This is a genomic window from Rhizobium sp. AN80A, from assembly GCF_030053015.1.
GTDB lineage: Bacteria > Pseudomonadota > Alphaproteobacteria > Rhizobiales > Rhizobiaceae > Rhizobium > Rhizobium metallidurans.
The window spans coordinates 1,334,716-1,349,699 of record NZ_JASJPX010000003.1 but is presented as its reverse complement, the minus strand read 5'-3'; the positions used below and the strand labels follow the sequence as shown (position 1 = coordinate 1,349,699).

At 62.3% G+C, this 14,984-nt stretch carries 19 protein-coding genes; 4 read left to right on the top strand and 15 right to left on the bottom strand.

The window, feature by feature from the left end; genetic code table 11:
* Positions 1-21 precede the first annotated feature (21 nt).
* From P3R82_RS18215 to msrP, 3 genes are read right to left on the bottom strand one after another with little or no spacing between them, the layout of a single operon-like run.
* Positions 22-360: a hypothetical protein gene (locus P3R82_RS18215; protein ID WP_283194826.1), complete on the bottom strand. Its 339-nt coding sequence runs from the start codon at positions 358-360 to the stop codon at positions 22-24.
* 39 nt (positions 361-399) lie between these two features.
* A complete protein-coding gene (gene msrQ, locus P3R82_RS18210) occupies positions 400-1,062 on the bottom strand; it encodes a protein-methionine-sulfoxide reductase heme-binding subunit MsrQ (protein ID WP_283194825.1) in 663 nt (220 codons plus the stop codon).
* Entirely contained in the window at positions 1,062-2,009 is a 948-nt protein-coding gene (msrP, locus tag P3R82_RS18205; RefSeq protein WP_183899650.1) for a protein-methionine-sulfoxide reductase catalytic subunit MsrP, read from the bottom strand. The genes msrQ and msrP overlap by 1 nt, the downstream gene beginning before the upstream one ends.
* Positions 2,010-2,362: 353 nt before the next feature.
* Between msrP and ilvD the strand changes: the two genes are divergently transcribed.
* A complete protein-coding gene (gene ilvD / locus P3R82_RS18200) occupies positions 2,363-4,201 on the top strand; it encodes a dihydroxy-acid dehydratase (protein ID WP_283194824.1) in 1,839 nt (612 codons plus the stop codon).
* Between the two features lie 42 nt (positions 4,202-4,243).
* Here ilvD and P3R82_RS18195 read toward each other — a convergent pair whose 3' ends face one another.
* The gene (locus tag P3R82_RS18195) at positions 4,244-4,534 is read right to left on the bottom strand and encodes a hypothetical protein (RefSeq protein ID WP_246400149.1); all 291 of its coding nucleotides are present in this window, start codon (positions 4,532-4,534) and stop codon (positions 4,244-4,246) included.
* An 82-nt stretch (positions 4,535-4,616) separates the two neighbouring features.
* Positions 4,617-4,997: a YkvA family protein gene (locus tag P3R82_RS18190; RefSeq protein WP_283194823.1), complete on the bottom strand. Its 381-nt coding sequence runs from the start codon at positions 4,995-4,997 to the stop codon at positions 4,617-4,619.
* 139 nt (positions 4,998-5,136) lie between these two features.
* Here P3R82_RS18190 and P3R82_RS18185 point away from each other — a divergent pair, with 139 nt between their 5' ends.
* Positions 5,137-6,555: a DegQ family serine endoprotease gene (locus tag P3R82_RS18185; RefSeq protein ID WP_283194822.1), complete on the top strand. Its 1,419-nt coding sequence runs from the start codon at positions 5,137-5,139 to the stop codon at positions 6,553-6,555.
* Positions 6,552-7,868: a replication-associated recombination protein A gene (locus tag P3R82_RS18180; protein ID WP_183899655.1), complete on the top strand. Its 1,317-nt coding sequence runs from the start codon at positions 6,552-6,554 to the stop codon at positions 7,866-7,868. Before P3R82_RS18185 ends, P3R82_RS18180 begins: the two co-directional genes overlap by 4 nt.
* Here the strand turns inward: P3R82_RS18180 and P3R82_RS18175 are convergent, their stop codons facing one another.
* The 3 genes from P3R82_RS18175 to dapA form a co-directional block, all read right to left on the bottom strand.
* Entirely contained in the window at positions 7,869-8,177 is a 309-nt protein-coding gene (locus P3R82_RS18175) for a DUF1883 domain-containing protein (protein ID WP_183899656.1), read from the bottom strand.
* Between the two features lie 116 nt (positions 8,178-8,293).
* Positions 8,294-8,554: a hypothetical protein gene (locus P3R82_RS18170; protein WP_283194821.1), complete on the bottom strand. Its 261-nt coding sequence runs from the start codon at positions 8,552-8,554 to the stop codon at positions 8,294-8,296.
* A gap of 51 nt (positions 8,555-8,605) precedes the next feature.
* Positions 8,606-9,505, bottom strand: coding sequence for a 4-hydroxy-tetrahydrodipicolinate synthase (gene dapA / locus P3R82_RS18165; protein ID WP_283194820.1), 900 nt, complete (start codon positions 9,503-9,505; stop codon positions 8,606-8,608).
* 498 nt (positions 9,506-10,003) lie between these two features.
* Between dapA and P3R82_RS18160 the strand changes: the two genes are divergently transcribed.
* The gene (locus tag P3R82_RS18160; protein WP_283194819.1) at positions 10,004-10,414 is read left to right on the top strand and encodes a DoxX family protein; all 411 of its coding nucleotides are present in this window, start codon (positions 10,004-10,006) and stop codon (positions 10,412-10,414) included.
* Here P3R82_RS18160 and P3R82_RS18155 read toward each other — a convergent pair.
* From P3R82_RS18155 to rplM, 7 genes are all read right to left on the bottom strand, one after another.
* Positions 10,411-11,202: a sulfite exporter TauE/SafE family protein gene (locus P3R82_RS18155; protein ID WP_283194818.1), complete on the bottom strand. Its 792-nt coding sequence runs from the start codon at positions 11,200-11,202 to the stop codon at positions 10,411-10,413. The two genes, P3R82_RS18160 and P3R82_RS18155, sit on opposite strands and share 4 nt — an antisense overlap.
* 16 nt (positions 11,203-11,218) lie before the next feature.
* Complete coding sequence (gene argC, locus P3R82_RS18150; RefSeq protein WP_283194817.1) at positions 11,219-12,151, bottom strand: N-acetyl-gamma-glutamyl-phosphate reductase; 933 nt, start codon at positions 12,149-12,151, stop codon at positions 11,219-11,221.
* 63 nt (positions 12,152-12,214) lie between these two features.
* Positions 12,215-13,174: an agmatinase gene (speB, locus tag P3R82_RS18145; protein WP_283194816.1), complete on the bottom strand. Its 960-nt coding sequence runs from the start codon at positions 13,172-13,174 to the stop codon at positions 12,215-12,217.
* 66 nt (positions 13,175-13,240) lie between these two features.
* A complete protein-coding gene (locus tag P3R82_RS18140) occupies positions 13,241-13,537 on the bottom strand; it encodes an addiction module antidote protein (protein WP_112979489.1) in 297 nt (98 codons plus the stop codon).
* Positions 13,538-13,539: 2 nt separating this feature from the next.
* Positions 13,540-13,830 (bottom strand): type II toxin-antitoxin system RelE/ParE family toxin, encoded by a 291-nt coding sequence (locus P3R82_RS18135; protein ID WP_283194815.1) that lies wholly within the window; start codon positions 13,828-13,830, stop codon positions 13,540-13,542.
* A 103-nt stretch (positions 13,831-13,933) separates the two neighbouring features.
* On the bottom strand, positions 13,934-14,401 hold the full coding sequence (rpsI, locus tag P3R82_RS18130) for a 30S ribosomal protein S9 (protein ID WP_037177440.1): 468 nt from the start codon (positions 14,399-14,401) through the stop codon (positions 13,934-13,936).
* A gap of 2 nt (positions 14,402-14,403) precedes the next feature.
* A complete protein-coding gene (gene rplM / locus P3R82_RS18125; protein ID WP_018900238.1) occupies positions 14,404-14,868 on the bottom strand; it encodes a 50S ribosomal protein L13 in 465 nt (154 codons plus the stop codon).
* Positions 14,869-14,984: the final 116 nt, after the last annotated feature.

The following is a 14,984-nucleotide window of genomic DNA, read 5'->3' as shown; positions in this document are numbered from 1 at the left end:
TTCGTTTGTGGTATTGATCTGTCATCGAGTTCGCTTCGGCCGGTCGCCAGTCTTGCCGAAGTGCTGGAGCCGCGCAGGCGGTGCGCCTTCTATGACCTCGACATCGCCATACGCCTCTAGCGTCGCCTTGAAACGCGCAGCATTGCGCTTTCCCCATATGCCGAGAAAGCAGGCGCCCGTCAGGTCGTTCTTGAAGACGATCGCGCCACCAAACGCGGCGCTCAAGCCAGCCTCGCCGACAAGCCCGCCGTCGCCGTAGGCGTCTACGACGACGTCAAGCGGCGCCGCGGCAACGACTGTGTCGCCAGCCGGGGCGAAGTGAGGGTCACGGTAGATATATAGAGGCGACGCTGCTTCCATTCGAGTAGTCTGCCAGCCTTCACGCTCTCAAACAAGAGTTCAGCCGGCAGCCTGGGCCGGACGCGTTCTGCCGCCTTGCCCGTTTCGTCCTCGCTTGCGACTGCGCGCAATCGGCCTATACGAGCGATAAAGGATCATCAGGATGATCAGCCCGACATAGACATATTGCTCGAGATCCAGAAGCTTTGTCGACAGCGCGAAGTGCACCGCGCCACAGGCGGCGATGATGTAGATCAGCTTGTGTAGCCAGTTCCATTTCGATCCGAGCTTCCGGATCGACAGGTTGTTGGAGGTGACAGCCAGCGGCACCAACAGCACAAGCCCGGCCATGCCGAACATGATGAAGGGCCGCTTCATCACATCGTCGATGACAGCCGACACGTCCAGCGCCTGATCGAGCACCATGTAGACGGCGAAATGCATGACGACGTAGTAGAAACACAAAAGCCCGAGCGCCCGGCGATAGCGCAGATAGTTCCAGCCGAGCAGGTCTCGGGCAGGGGAGACGGCGAGCGTCAGGATCAGGAAGCGCAGCGCCCACAGGCCGAGGAACAGCTCGAAGGTCTTGACCGGATCGGCGCCCAACTGGTCGCTTGCGCCCAGATAGAATGTCCAGGCGGCAGGTAGCAGCCCGACGACGTATAGCAGCCAGACGGAAGCCGAATGCCATCGTTTCGGCAGGCTGAACGACAACGCCGCCATCAGAAGTTCGCCTTCAGGTCCATGCCTGCGTAGAGGCTTGCCACCTCGTCCGCATACCCGTTGAACGGCAGCGTCGGACGGCGGCTGGCGCCGAAGAAGCCGCTCTCTCCGATCCGCCGCTCGGTCGCCTGGCTCCAGCGTGGATGATCGACGGCCGGATTGACGTTGGCGTAGAAGCCGTATTCCTGCGGATTGGTGATCTGCCAGGTGTTCTTCGGCTCCTTGTCGGTGAGCGTGATCCGAACGATCGACTTGATGCCCTTGAAGCCATATTTCCACGGAACCACCAGCCGGATCGGCGCGCCGTTCTGGTTGGGCAATGTCTCTCCATAGAGCCCGACGGCGAGCAGCGTCAGCGGATGGTTGGCTTCGTCGAGCCGCAGCCCCTCGACATAGGGCCACTCGAGCGATTGGAAGATACCCTTCTGCCCCGGCATCTCCTCCGGGCGCACCACGGTTTCGAAGGCGACATACTTGGCGCTTCCGAGCGGCTCGACCTTGCTCAGCAGCGAGGCCAGCGGAAAGCCGTCCCACGGAATGACCATCGACCACGCCTCCACGCAACGCATGCGATAGGTGCGGCTTTCGATCGGGAATTCCTTCATCAGCGCGTCGAGATCGAACGTGCCCGGCTTGTTGACCATGCCGTCGACCTTGATCGTCCAGGGCAGGGGCTTGAAGTCGCCGGACAGCGCCACCGGATCACCCTTGTCGAGGCCGAATTCGTAGAAGTTGTTGTAGGTCGTCACATCCTTGACCGGGGTCGGCTTCTCGTCGACCTTGTACTTGCTCTCTACGGCCGAGAGCGCGGCCGCGCCGGCATTGCCCGCACCCAGCAGGCCGACGGCACCGATCGCGGCGGCGCCGAGGAATTCACGGCGACCGAGATAGACCTGACGCGGGGTAATCTCCGAAGCGGCGATCTTGGGGGGGCGATAGACGGGCATGGCATCCTCCTGAGCAACAGGCTCGGCATTGAACTTGAACGCATTCAAGCTCGTTTCGGATCACTGTTTACGCCTTCATGCGGCCGGCCGGGAAGCCAACTTTTTGTGTAGCGAAATCGTCGCCCGAGCCTGTAACAAAACGCGCTCCGATCCCGTATTCGTCAGATGGGCGTCCCATCCGTCCCTCGACGCTATCCGGAGGCGTACCGAGGAGTACCGTTTTTGCCTTTCCCGGTAGTGACAGTTTATACTCTTTGGATTAGGACAATTCCAAAAAGCAGCGAGAGTGGATCCGTATCTTCAAGGCGCGGTCTGTTTCGCCGAAGACTTCCGATGTTGTGAGGAAAACGCCAATGCCAGCTTATCGTTCGAGAACCACGACCCACGGCCGCAACATGGCGGGCGCGCGCGGCCTTTGGCGCGCCACGGGCATGAAGGATCCGGATTTCGGCAAGCCGATCATCGCGGTGGTCAACTCCTTCACCCAGTTCGTGCCGGGTCACGTCCACCTGAAGGACCTCGGCCAGCTCGTCGCCCGCGAGATCGAGGCGGCCGGTGGCGTCGCCAAGGAGTTCAACACGATCGCCGTCGACGACGGTATCGCCATGGGCCATGATGGCATGCTCTATTCGCTGCCCTCGCGCGAGCTGATCGCCGACAGCGTCGAATACATGGTCAACGCTCACTGCGCCGATGCCATGGTCTGCATCTCCAACTGCGACAAGATCACCCCTGGCATGCTGATGGCGTCGCTGCGCCTGAATATCCCGACGGTCTTCGTCTCCGGTGGCCCGATGGAAGCCGGCAAGGTCGTGCTGAACGGCAAGAAGGTCGCGCTCGACCTCGTGGATGCCATGGTCGCCGCTGCCGACGACAAGATCAGCGACGAGGACGTCGCCGTCATCGAGCGCTCGGCTTGCCCGACCTGCGGTTCCTGCTCCGGCATGTTCACGGCGAACTCGATGAACTGTCTGACCGAGGCGCTCGGTCTGTCGCTGCCCGGAAACGGCTCGACATTGGCCACCCATTCCGACCGCAAGGAACTCTTCCTTGAGGCCGGTCGCCGCGTTGTCGATCTCGCCCGCCGTTATTACGAACAGGACGATCTGACCGCTCTGCCGCGCACCATCGCCAGCAAGGGTGCGTTCGAGAACGCCATGGCGCTCGATATCGCCATGGGCGGATCGACCAATACCGTCCTGCACATTCTTGCGGCGGCGCATGAGGGCGAGATCGATTTCACCATGGACGATATCGATCGCCTGTCGCGTCGTGTTCCCTGCCTGTCGAAGGTCGCGCCGGCCAAGGCCGACGTTCACATGGAAGACGTTCACCGTGCCGGCGGCATCATGGCCATTCTTGGTGAGCTCGACCGTGCTGGCCTTTTGAATGTCGATCTTCCGACGGTCCACGCGCCGACCATGCGTGAAGCACTGGCGCAGTGGGATGTCGCGGTCACCGATAACAAGGCCGCCTTCGATCTCTTCAGCGCCGCCCCGGGTGGTGTTCCGACACAGGTCGCCTTCAGCCAGAGCTCGCGTTGGGAGGAACTCGACCTCGACCGCGAAACCGGCGTCATCCGCGATGCCCAGCATCCCTTCTCCAAGGATGGCGGCCTTGCCGTTCTGAAGGGCAACCTCGCGCTCGACGGCTGCATCGTGAAGACGGCTGGTGTCGATGAATCGATCCTGAAGTTCTCCGGCCCGGCCAAGGTCTACGAAAGCCAGGACGCGGCCGTGAAGGCGATCCTGGCGAACGAAGTCGTCGCCGGCGACGTCGTGGTCATTCGCTATGAAGGCCCGAAGGGCGGCCCCGGCATGCAGGAAATGCTCTATCCGACGAGCTACCTGAAGTCGAAGGGTCTCGGAAAGGCTTGCGCGCTGATCACCGACGGCCGCTTCTCCGGCGGTACCTCGGGTCTGTCAATCGGCCACGCCTCTCCGGAAGCGGCAAATGGCGGCACCATCGGTCTCGTCCGCGAAGGCGACATGATCGACATCGACATTCCGAACCGCACGATCAGCCTGCGCGTCGACGACCAGGAACTGGCGGCCCGCCGTGCCGATCAGGACGCCAAGGGCTGGCAGCCGGCCGAAAAGCGCAAGCGCAACGTCACGACCGCGCTGAAGGCCTACGCCGCCTTCGCCACCAGCGCCGACCGTGGCGCCGTTCGCGATCTTGGCGATCGCTGAACCTGCTGATTAAAAGTCAGTTGCTCCAGTAAACCGGTCGCCTCAAAGCGGCCGGTTTATGTTTTTGTAGCTTTCCGCCAGCTGCTTCAGCCGCTCGTCGTAGGCTGCCTGGATGCAGGCGACGTCTGCGGCGCACGCCTGGCGCTTTTTCAGCCATGCCGTCTGCTCGTCCTGCATCGTGCCGCGCGAGCCCATGGCGAGCAGGCCCGATAACAGGTCGAAGGTTGTCACCATCTTCACATCCGCGTCGTTGAGCACGCGGTTGTCGCAGATCGCCTTCTCGTCCGGCTTCAGCTCCTTGGCCTCGCAGTCGAAGCTTGCCGCATGGCTCATCCCGCGGTGGAAAGAAGAAGCGCTGTGGCGGTGAAGAGGAGGGGCTGGCGATATCGCGTCATGCAGTGGGTTCCTGTCCGGTCTAGCTGGCTCTCAAGAATGCCATGCCGACGAAGATGATGCAGCAGAGCCAGATGGCAAGGATGACGACCAACGCGGCGCGACCGGACGGCCGTTCCAGGCGCGCCGCGGCGTCCATCCGCAGCTCCGCCATGACATTGGGCGGGACCAGCCTGACGGCAAGCAGGATGCCGAGCGGCACGATCACGAGATCGTCGAGATAGCCGAGCACGGGAATGAAATCCGGGATCAGGTCGATCGGCGACAGCGCGTAGGCGGCAATGCCGCCCGCCACCGCCTTGGCGTACCAGGGCACGCGCCTGTCGCGCGCGGCAAGCCACAGCGCGACCACGTCACGCTTCAGTGATTTCGCCCAGAGTTTGGCCTTTGATATCAGTTGCATGCCTGTCGTTCCTGACTCTGTTTGGCAAGTGTGTCCCGCATCAATCTGCCCGCCTCAATCTTCCATGCTTCTGCCCTCTTTCCTTTCTAGCGTCCGGCACTACAACGTTCTCTCACGACGATTTCAAGAAGGGATTCTTATGCACGACCTGTTGAAGCGCGCGTCTTTGCCGCTGCTTGCTCTGGTGCTTGCACTGCCGATCAACGCCAATGCCCAAACGGCCAATGCTGGGACGGTCAAGACCGTGCCGCAGAGCCAGATGGATATGCAGCTGTCCTTTGCACCGCTCGTCAAGCAGACAGCGGGCGCGGTGGTGAACGTCTACGCGGAAAAGACTGTCCGCCGTCAGTCGCCTTTCGCGGGCGACCCCTTCTTCGAGCAGTTCTTCGGTCAGCAGATGCCGAACCGTACCGAGAAGCAGTCCTCGCTCGGCTCCGGTGTCATCGTCGAGGCCAACGGCACCATCGTCACCAACAACCACGTGATCGCGGGCGCCGACGATATCAAGATCGCGCTTTCGGATGGCCGCGAGTTTGCCAGCAAGGTCATTCTGACGGACGATCGGCTGGATCTCGCCGTCCTGAAGGTCGACACGAAGGAGACCTTCCCGGCGCTTCCGATCGGCAACTCCGATGCCGTTGAAGTCGGCGACCTCGTGCTTGCCATCGGCAATCCGTTCGGGGTTGGTCAGACGGTGACGTCTGGCATCGTCTCGGCTCTCGCGCGTAACCAGGTCGTGAAGAACGAGTTCGGCTTCTTCATCCAGACCGATGCCTCGATCAATCCCGGCAATTCCGGCGGCGCGCTGATGAACATGAAGGGCGAACTGATCGGTATCAACACCGCCATCTTCTCACGCGGCGGCGGCTCCAACGGCATCGGCTTCGCCATCCCCGCCAATCTCGTGAAGGTATTCCTCGCTTCCGCCGATGCGGGCGTGAAGACCTTCGAGCGCCCCTATGTCGGCGCAACCTTCGATGCGGTGACCTCCGACGTCGCCGATGCGCTCGGTCTCGGCAAGGCGCGCGGTGCCATCGTGGTCAAGGTCACGGAAGGCGGCCCGGCTGCAAAGGCCGGCCTGAAGCCGGGCGAAGTCATCACCGCCGTCAACGGCGTTGCGGTGGAGCATCCCGATGCGCTGCTTTACCGCCTGACCACGGCCGGCCTCGGCAAGGCGGTCGATCTCGCCATCACCGACAACGGCAAGCAGGAGAGTGTGACGATCACGCTCGGCCAGGCACCCGAGACGACGCCGCGCGATCAGCGCACGATCGGCGGCCGCTCGCCCTTCACCGGCGCCGTCGTCGAAAACCTTTCGCCGCGCGTGGCCGATGAGCTGCGCATGCCAAGCGAGAGCACCGGTGTCGTGGTATCGGAAGTGAAGGCTGGCTCCGTGGCCCAGCAACTTGGTTTCGAACCCAAGGACATCATCGTTTCCATCAACAGTTCGGATGTGAAGACCACCAAGGAACTCGCCACCGTCGCTGCCCAGAATCCGAGCTTCTGGCGTGTGGAGATCGAACGCAACGGCCAGCGCATCCGGCAGTTCTTCCGATGAGCAACGATCTCTTCGCGCCGCGCATTCCGCCGGAGGTCGCCAACAGGCGACCGCTCGCGGATCGGCTTCGCCCGCAGACCATCGCCGACGTCACCGGTCAGGACCACCTGACAGGTGAAGACGGTGTTCTCAAGCGAATGATCGAAAGCGGCTCGTTGGGATCGATGATCTTCTGGGGACCGCCCGGAACCGGCAAGACCACCGTCGCGCGGCTGCTGTCGGGCGAGGCGGGTCTTGCCTTCGAACAGATCTCGGCGATCTTTTCCGGCGTCGCCGATCTCAAGAAAGTCTTCGAAGCAGCCCGGCTGCGCCGTATGGACGGCCGCCAGACGCTTCTTTTCGTAGACGAGATCCATCGCTTCAACCGCGCCCAGCAGGATAGCTTCCTGCCTGTGATGGAAGACGGCACCGTCATCCTCGTCGGCGCCACCACCGAGAACCCGTCCTTCGAGCTCAACGCCGCTCTTTTGTCGCGTGCCCGCGTGCTGACGTTCAAGTCGCATGACGATCAGAGCCTGGCCGAGCTCCTGAGCCGCGCCGAGGCGATCGAGGGCAGGGAGCTGCCGCTCACGCCGGAAGCCCGCGTCAGCCTTTTGCGCATGGCCGATGGCGATGGCCGCGCGGTGCTGACCTTGGCGGAGGAAGTCTGGCGCGCCGCCCGTCGCGACGAGATCTTCGACACCGAGGGACTGACCAAGATCGTCCAGCGCCGCGCGCCGGTCTATGACAAGGCCCAGGACGGCCACTACAATCTGATCTCGGCCCTGCACAAGTCCGTGCGCGGCTCCGACCCTGACGCGGCGCTCTACTATCTGGCCCGCATGTTCGACGCCGGCGAGGACCCGCTCTATCTTGGACGCCGGCTGGTGCGCATGGCGGTCGAGGATATCGGCCTTGCCGATCCGCAGGCGCTTGTCATCTGCAACGCCGCCAAGGACGCTTACGATTATCTAGGTTCTCCCGAGGGAGAGCTGGCGTTGGCGCAGGCCTGCGTCTACCTCGCCACCGCGCCGAAATCGAACGCCGTCTACACCGCCTTCAAGGCCGCCACCATGGCCGCCAAGCAAAACGGCTCGCTGCTGCCGCCCAAGCACATCCTCAACGCGCCGACCAAGCTGATGAAGGATGAGGGCTACAACGAAGGCTACCGCTACGACCACGACGAGCCCGACGCCTTCTCGGGCCAGGATTATTTTCCGGAAAAGATGGGCCGCCAGACCTTCTACGATCCGCCCGAGCGTGGCTTCGAGCGCGATATCCGCAAGCGGCTTGAATGGTGGTCGAAACTCAGGAAAGAGCGCAATCAGCGCTGATCAAGACGCGCGCGTTTGTCCGGACGGAGCGGCGACGATCTTGACCGACGACTCCGCAAGGCCGTGATGGCCTTCCATGTCGACCACGAGATGCCAGTGGCCGCTGTCGGGGATCGGCACGCGGATCGGCGATTTGCGCGCGACGCCGCCGACATATTTGAAATCGAGCACTTCCGTGAAGCGTTGATAGTTCGGCGACGTCATCAACCGGACATTGGCGACCGCGTTCAAGGTCACCTCGATCACCGTCCCGGCGCGCTGCTCCTTGAGATCGTAATGAGTGAAGCGGAAGTTCGGCTTGTTCGGCATCGTGTCGGCTCGGCGTGACGGAGGAGCCGGATGATACGAAACGGCGGTTAAGGAAGCGTTCGCCAACGCCTGCGGGAACGCCGTCGCGCGCACCCGCTGAAGTGGGTTATGTCTCGTCAGTGCACATGTTCCCCGCCGTCGGGCCGACCGAAAGGCAGCAGAGTACGCGTGCGGGTGATCGCGATCTGCGTCGCGTCGTGATCGCATTCGTCGGAGGCGAAATGCAATGCGGCGCTCTCGCTGATAAACAGACCGCCGACGCGCCCCTCGCGATCCTGAACCACCCATCCGCCGCCCTTGCTCCGACCGATGGTAAAGCGCGGCAGGGGCTCGGGATGCGTGGTCGCGGCGAGGGCGCGCGCGTTGGAGGAGGGCATGATTGTTCCTTTCATGTTGGGTGATCGCGGCTATGGTTGGAGTGGTGCGGCTTAGATCGCCCGCGCTTGGTGACGACTCTCCGCGAGCCCCGTCAGGGCAGCGAAGATCGCCGCTTTTTCGCTGGCGTCGAGGCCGGCCATCGGCAGGCGGACATCAGAGGACGTGCCAAGCAGCACATGCAGTGCGTATTTGACGGGAGCCGGCGAGCCGTCTTCGGCAAGCGCACGGATGAGCGGTTGCAGACGGTCACGCAGCGCTGGGGCCGCCGCCATGTTGCCCGCCTTCGCTGAGCGATGAAGCGAAGCAAACAGGCGCGGCTCGACATTCGCGCCTGACGACAGCATGCCGTCTCCGCCGCAAGCGAGAAACGAAAGCGCGCTGCCGTCATCGGATGACAGGGAGACAAAGCGCCGGCGCAGATGCGGCGCAAGCCGGGTCGCCGCACCGCTCGAATGGACGACGCCGAGGATGCTCTCGATACGCGCCAGCGCCTCAAGGCTTTCAGGTGCCAGGCTGCTGGCGCAGCGCGACGGGCTGTCATCGATAATGACAGGCAGATCGCTCGCCGCCGCCACCTGCTCGAAATGGTGGACGATTCCCTTCTGCCCCGGTTTCGAATAATAGGGCACGGTGACGAGCGCGGCATCGGCTCCAAGCTCCCGCGCTTCCAGGGTCAGCGCGATCGTGGTCGATGTGGCATTGGTGCCTGTCGCGGCGATGACGGGCACCCGCCCGGCCGCCACCCTGACGCAGGTGCGGATAATCGCCGCCCTCTCGGTCGACGACAGCGTCGGCCCTTCGCCGGTGACGGTGCAGACGGCCAGTCCGTCGATGCCGGAGTTGATCTGCCGCTCCGCCAGTCGCTCGAGCATGGCAAGGTCGAGCCGGTCGTTGCTGAATGGCGTGACCAGCGCCGTGATCGCTGTTCCCAGTCGTAGTCGTGTGTCCATCCGCATGGTCGTGTCAGATACTGCCCCAGATGACGTAGATCTCGACGGCGGCAAGCACCAGACCGAAGATGATCAGCACGTGCGCCGTGCGCTTCTCGCGCATCTGTCGCTTGACCACGGGGCGTCGGGGGCGACTGGCTGGAGGGTGGGGAAATAGGGAGTCTCGCATGGCGTTTACCTCTGAATTTCGATCAGAGCCTACGGCCGCACAGCGTATGAAATCCATTCGCGCGCCCCCGGTGGCAAATAGAAATCTCATAAAGACCGCGTCGGTCCATGAACGCGACCGATCGCGGAATGGAATCCGAAATCAACGGCTTGCGTCGCGTTCCGGACTCGACTTGCGAAGCACTTGAATCAAAATGGCAGGGCACGAGAGGAGATTGTGCGAGGGCATGTCGGGAGCGTGCCCAATCATTCGTCCTTGCATCATAAGGCGGCGCAATCGCGCTGCGGAGCGTTCAAGGATAGGGCCGCTATCGGCACAGGGAGAGAGATATGGGCAGGACAATCGCAATTCTGGTCGCAAGGCTGATCTTCGCCGGCGTGTTCATCATGGCGCTGAGCTTCAAGTTCATGGATATGCAGGCGACGGCCGCCTACATCGCCGCCGCCGGATTTCCGTTCCCGCTCTTTCTCGCCTGGGTCGCGGCCTTCTTCGAGCTGGGGCTGGCGCTCGCCTTCCTGACCGGCATCTTCTTTTCGCCGGCAGCGCTGGTGGCGGGGGTCTACGTCATCTTTCTCGCTGTGTCGTTCCATGGGCCTGGCCGTTGGGCCGGTAATCAGGCGGAGTTCGGCTTTTTCATCGACCACTTCACCTTCCTCGCTGGCCTGCTATTCGCGGCGGTCCATGGTCCGGGCGAAGCGCTGGTGTCAAAGCCGGCCACGCCCGCCCGCCATCCGCTTTAGCGCAGTAGGCCGTCGAGAACAGGCATGCCGAGCAAGGCGGAGGCACCGATCAGCCCGTAGCAGATGATCCGGAAGGTGCTCTCCTTGGCGAAGCCGAAAAGCCTGGAACCGAGAAACAGGCCGATCGTGTAGCTCGGCAGGATGACCAGCGTCAGCGCGAAGACGGTATCGACGAACAGCCCGCCGGCATAATAGCTGGCGACGCTGAAACAGGTCGAGATCGCGAAGTAGATGATGATGTTGGAGCGAACCTTGGTGAACTCCGTCTTTCCGCCGAGCCAGTAGGCAACGACGGGCGGCCCGCCGAGTTGGGCGGCACCGCTGAACAATCCGGCCACCAGCCCGACAGCGGTGCCGAGATAGGAATGCGGTTCCCCATGATAGCGCCAGCCCGAGACCAACAGCGCAAGCAGTAGCAGCGCGATGACAGTGATCGACCAGCGCAAGAGCAGCGGGTCCATCAGCGTCAGCACGGCGGTTCCCGCGGGAACGCCGAGCATCGCACCGGCAGCCATGGTGAACACCTCGCGCCGGTTCGCCCGCTTCCATGCCGGCGGGATCATCCCCAGTGTCGCCAGCCCGTCGATGACAAGCAACACCGGCGAGATCAGCTTCGGCCCGATGATGGCGCCACCGAGCGGAATAAAGATCAGCGCCGCCCCGAAGCCGGAAAAGCCACGGGCGAGCCCGGCAATGCAGGCAATGGCGATCAGCTTGTAAAGCCCATGATCCGGCAGCGCGGCGGCGAGCCACGCACCGATATCGGCCACACTACCGGAAAGCGACATGAAAGCCCGGCCTCGCTCAGGAGGCCAGCATCAGGTCCATGTTCTGTACGGCTGCACCCGAGGCACCCTTGCCGAGATTGTCGAGCAGGGCGACGAGATTGACCTGCGAACCACCAGGCGTGCCGAATACGAAGAGTTTCATCGTGTCCTTGCCGGCAAGTTCGACGGCATCGACGCGCGCCATCTTGCCGCTGTCAGCGAGCGGAACGACCGTGACGATATCCTGGCCGGCATAGTGGGCCGTCAGTGCCGTATGAATGCTCTCCAGCGTCGTGCCTGAGGCCAACATGTCGAGGTGCAGCGGAACCTGCACGATCATGCCCTGCGCGAACTTGCCGACCGATGGCGCGAAGATCGGCGCGCGGTCGAGCAGGCCGTGGATCTTCATCTCGGGCACATGCTTGTGCGTCAGCGTCAGGCCGTAGAGGAAGTGCGGCGCGCTGATTGCGTCGTCACGGCTCTGGTCTTCCATCTGCGCGATCATCTGCTTGCCGCCGCCGGTATAGCCCGAGACCGCGTTCACGGTGACGGGATAGCCGTCCGACAGAATGCCCGCTGCGCGCAGCGGCCGCATCAGCCCGATCGCGCCGGTCGGATAGCAGCCGGGATTGGCGACGAAGCGCGCCGAACTGATCTTGGCCGCCTGCTCCTTGTCCATCTCGGCGAAGCCATAGGCCCAGGATGGGTCGACGCGATAGGCGGTCGAGGTGTCGATGACGCGGACATTGTTGTTGGCCGAGACCATCTGCACGGCTTCCTTCGACGCATCGTCGGGCAGGCAGAGGATGGCGATATCGGCGCTGTTCAGCATATCCTCGCGGATCGCGGCATTGCGGCGCTCCGCTTCCGGAATGGACAGAAGCTCGACATCGCGGCGGCCGGCCATGCGCGTGCGGATCTGCAGGCCCGTCGTGCCGTGTTCGCCATCGATGAAGATCTTCGGTGCCATTGTCTTGCTCACACTTTCAATAGGTTAGAAAGAAGTCCGGAATCATTTTGGAAGATGGATGAGTCAGCCGTGTGACGCTGTCGCGCGTCGTTCGGCGTGCAGCCCCAGCATATACATCGCGACCGTCGCCCCGGCAATGGCGGTGATGTCGGCATGGTCGTAGGCGGGCGACACCTCGACTACGTCGGCGCCGCGGATATCGAGCTGGTGCAGCCGCTGCAGCACCGAGAGGATCTTGGCACTGGACGGGCCACCGGAAACCGGCGTGCCGGTGCCGGGCGCATAGGCCGGGTCCAGGCAATCGATGTCGAAGGTCAGATAGCTGGGCGCACCCTTGGTGTGCGAGATGATCGTCGAGGCGATCTCGGAAGCACTCATCTCCTCGACCTGATGGCCGTAGAGAATATTGATGCCGAAATCGTCGGGCGCATGCGTGCGGATGCCGATCTGGATGGAGCGATCGGGATCGATGATGCCGTCGCGAACCGCGCGCGCCACAAAGGAACCGTGGTCGATCCGCTTGTTGTCGTCGAACCAGGTGTCCTGATGCGCGTCGAACTGCACCAGCGCCAGCGGACCGTGCTTGGCGGCATGCGCCTTGAGGATCGGCCAGGTCACGTAATGGTCGCCGCCCAGCGTCAGCATGAAGGCGCCCGTATCGACGATCGTCTTCGCCTGTCGCTCGATCGCAGCTGGCGTCTCCTGGTGGTTGCCGTAATCGAGCAGGCAATCTCCGTAGTCGATGACGGCCATCTCGGCGAAGAGATCGCGATTGAAGGGATATTGCGGATCGTTGTCGAAGATCGCCGAAGCCCGCCGGATCGCCTGCGGCCCGAAACGCGTACCCGGCCGGTTGGAGGTCGCGGCATCGAAGGGAACGCCCCAGACCACGACATCGGCGCCGGTCAGATCCTTGGTGAAGCGCCGGCGCATGAAGGACAGCGCTCCCGCAAATGTCGGATCCGTTGCCGCCGAGTTGAGGCTCGTCGCCGTGAAAGCATGATCGACCGACTTGTTGGCCAAGTGACTGTCCTTTGGTTTGGAATCTCGGTGAAAGAGAGAGGCCTGATCTAGGGCCTCTGACGGAATTCAAGCGGCGTCTTGGTCCGCCTCTATCGAAATCTTCAGCCCAAGCGCCTTGATGACACCGAAGAAGGTAGACAGCCGCGGGTCGCCCGTTTCGCTGAGCGCCTTGTAAAGTGCTTCCCGCGTGACGCCTGCGTCCTTGGCAATGGAGGTCATGCCGACTGTCCGGGCGACATCGCCTAGCGCATGCGCGATAAGGGCAGGATCGCCATCGTCGAATGCCGCCTCAAGATAAAGAAGTCGGTCTTCAGGTGTTTTCAGGTGATCCTGAATGTCGAAGCGTGTGGTTTCGAGAGGCATGTTCAAATCTCCTTCGCCATCTGCTTTGCCAGAGCGATATCGCGGCTTTGTGAGGACTTATCTCCGCCGCAAAGCAGGATGGTGATCGTGTCCGCAGCGCGGATAAAATAAATGCGATAGCCCGGTCCGTAGGAAATGCGCATCTCGCTCACACCTTCGCCAACCGATTTCACATCACCTGGATTTCCGAGTTCCATCCTGCGAATGCGCGCAGCGATACGCAGGCGGGCTCTGCCATCCCGGAGGTCGCCAAGCCACCTGGCGAATAAAGGCGTTTGGCGTACTTCTATCATGTGTGAATTATAATTCACGGTAACGGATTGTCAAAGCGCATGCCCTAAACGAAAAAAGGCCGGGTTTGCACCCGACCTTTCCACATTCCGAAGTCCGAAGCGATTAACGCTTGGAGAACTGGAACGAACGGCGGGCCTTGGCCTTACCGTACTTCTTACGCTCGACGACGCGGCTGTCGCGGGTCAGGAAGCCACCCTTCTTCAGGACCGAGCGCAGGCCCGGTTCGAAGTAGGTGAGTGCCTTGGAGACGCCGTGACGAACGGCACCAGCCTGGCCGGAAAGACCGCCGCCGGCAACCGTTGCGATGATGTCGAACTGGCCGTCACGGGCAGCAGCGACGATCGGCTGACGCAGAATCATCTGCAGAACCGGACGTGCGAAGTATTCCGTGAATTCCTTGCCGTTGATGACGATCTTGCCGGAGCCCGGCTTGACCCATACACGAGCAACAGCGTTCTTGCGCTTGCCGGTCGCGTAGGAGCGGCCAAGCGAATCGACCTTACGGACGTGTGCCGGAGCCGAAGCTTCGGTAGCCGTGCCGAGATCCTTCAGGGAGGAGAGGTCAGCCATTCTTAGGCGCTCCTTACGTTCTTCTTGTTCAGCGAGGCCACGTCGAGAGCGACAGGCTGCTGAGCTTCATGAGGATGGTTGGAACCAGCGTATACGCGCAGGTTCTTCATCTGGCGACGACCGAGCGGGCCACGCGGAACCATGCGCTCGACTGCCTTTTCAAGAACGCGCTCCGGGAAGCGGCCTTCCATGATCTGGCGAGCGGTACGCTCCTTGATGCCGCCGGCGAAACCGGTGTGCCAGTAGTAGACCTTGTCGGAATACTTCTTGCCGGTGAATACGACCTTGTCGGCATTGATGACGATGACATTGTCGCCGTCGTCAACGTGAGGAGTGAAGGTAGCCTTGTGCTTGCCGCGCAGACGCATGGCGATAACGGAAGCGAGACGACCAACGACAAGCCCTTCGGCGTCGATGATGACCCACTTCTTCTCTACCTCTGCAGGCTTCTGGGAGAAGGTTGCCATAGTAGTTACTCTCTTTTGATCCCTTGGCCCGAAGGCGAAAGGGCGTTTCTTGTTGCTTGATTTGGGAGCCCTGGGGCGCACCAAAAAGAAAGCAGCCGGGAAAGGCTGCGTTCTGG

Coding starts and splice junctions, on each gene's coding strand:
- P3R82_RS18215 (WP_283194826.1), bottom strand. CDS start 360: ATGGAAGCAGCGTCGCCTCTATATATCTACCGTGACCCTCACTTCGCC.
- msrQ (WP_283194825.1), bottom strand. CDS start 1,062: ATGGCGGCGTTGTCGTTCAGCCTGCCGAAACGATGGCATTCGGCTTCC.
- msrP (WP_183899650.1), bottom strand. CDS start 2,009: ATGCCCGTCTATCGCCCCCCCAAGATCGCCGCTTCGGAGATTACCCCG.
- ilvD (WP_283194824.1), top strand. CDS start 2,363: ATGCCAGCTTATCGTTCGAGAACCACGACCCACGGCCGCAACATGGCG.
- P3R82_RS18195 (WP_246400149.1), bottom strand. CDS start 4,534: ATGAGCCATGCGGCAAGCTTCGACTGCGAGGCCAAGGAGCTGAAGCCG.
- P3R82_RS18190 (WP_283194823.1), bottom strand. CDS start 4,997: ATGCAACTGATATCAAAGGCCAAACTCTGGGCGAAATCACTGAAGCGT.
- P3R82_RS18185 (WP_283194822.1), top strand. CDS start 5,137: ATGCACGACCTGTTGAAGCGCGCGTCTTTGCCGCTGCTTGCTCTGGTG.
- P3R82_RS18180 (WP_183899655.1), top strand. CDS start 6,552: ATGAGCAACGATCTCTTCGCGCCGCGCATTCCGCCGGAGGTCGCCAAC.
- P3R82_RS18175 (WP_183899656.1), bottom strand. CDS start 8,177: ATGCCGAACAAGCCGAACTTCCGCTTCACTCATTACGATCTCAAGGAG.
- P3R82_RS18170 (WP_283194821.1), bottom strand. CDS start 8,554: ATGCCCTCCTCCAACGCGCGCGCCCTCGCCGCGACCACGCATCCCGAG.
- dapA (WP_283194820.1), bottom strand. CDS start 9,505: ATGGACACACGACTACGACTGGGAACAGCGATCACGGCGCTGGTCACG.
- P3R82_RS18160 (WP_283194819.1), top strand. CDS start 10,004: ATGGGCAGGACAATCGCAATTCTGGTCGCAAGGCTGATCTTCGCCGGC.
- P3R82_RS18155 (WP_283194818.1), bottom strand. CDS start 11,202: ATGTCGCTTTCCGGTAGTGTGGCCGATATCGGTGCGTGGCTCGCCGCC.
- argC (WP_283194817.1), bottom strand. CDS start 12,151: ATGGCACCGAAGATCTTCATCGATGGCGAACACGGCACGACGGGCCTG.
- P3R82_RS18140 (WP_112979489.1), bottom strand. CDS start 13,537: ATGCCTCTCGAAACCACACGCTTCGACATTCAGGATCACCTGAAAACA.
- P3R82_RS18135 (WP_283194815.1), bottom strand. CDS start 13,830: ATGATAGAAGTACGCCAAACGCCTTTATTCGCCAGGTGGCTTGGCGAC.
- rpsI (WP_037177440.1), bottom strand. CDS start 14,401: ATGGCTGACCTCTCCTCCCTGAAGGATCTCGGCACGGCTACCGAAGCT.
- rplM (WP_018900238.1), bottom strand. CDS start 14,868: ATGGCAACCTTCTCCCAGAAGCCTGCAGAGGTAGAGAAGAAGTGGGTC.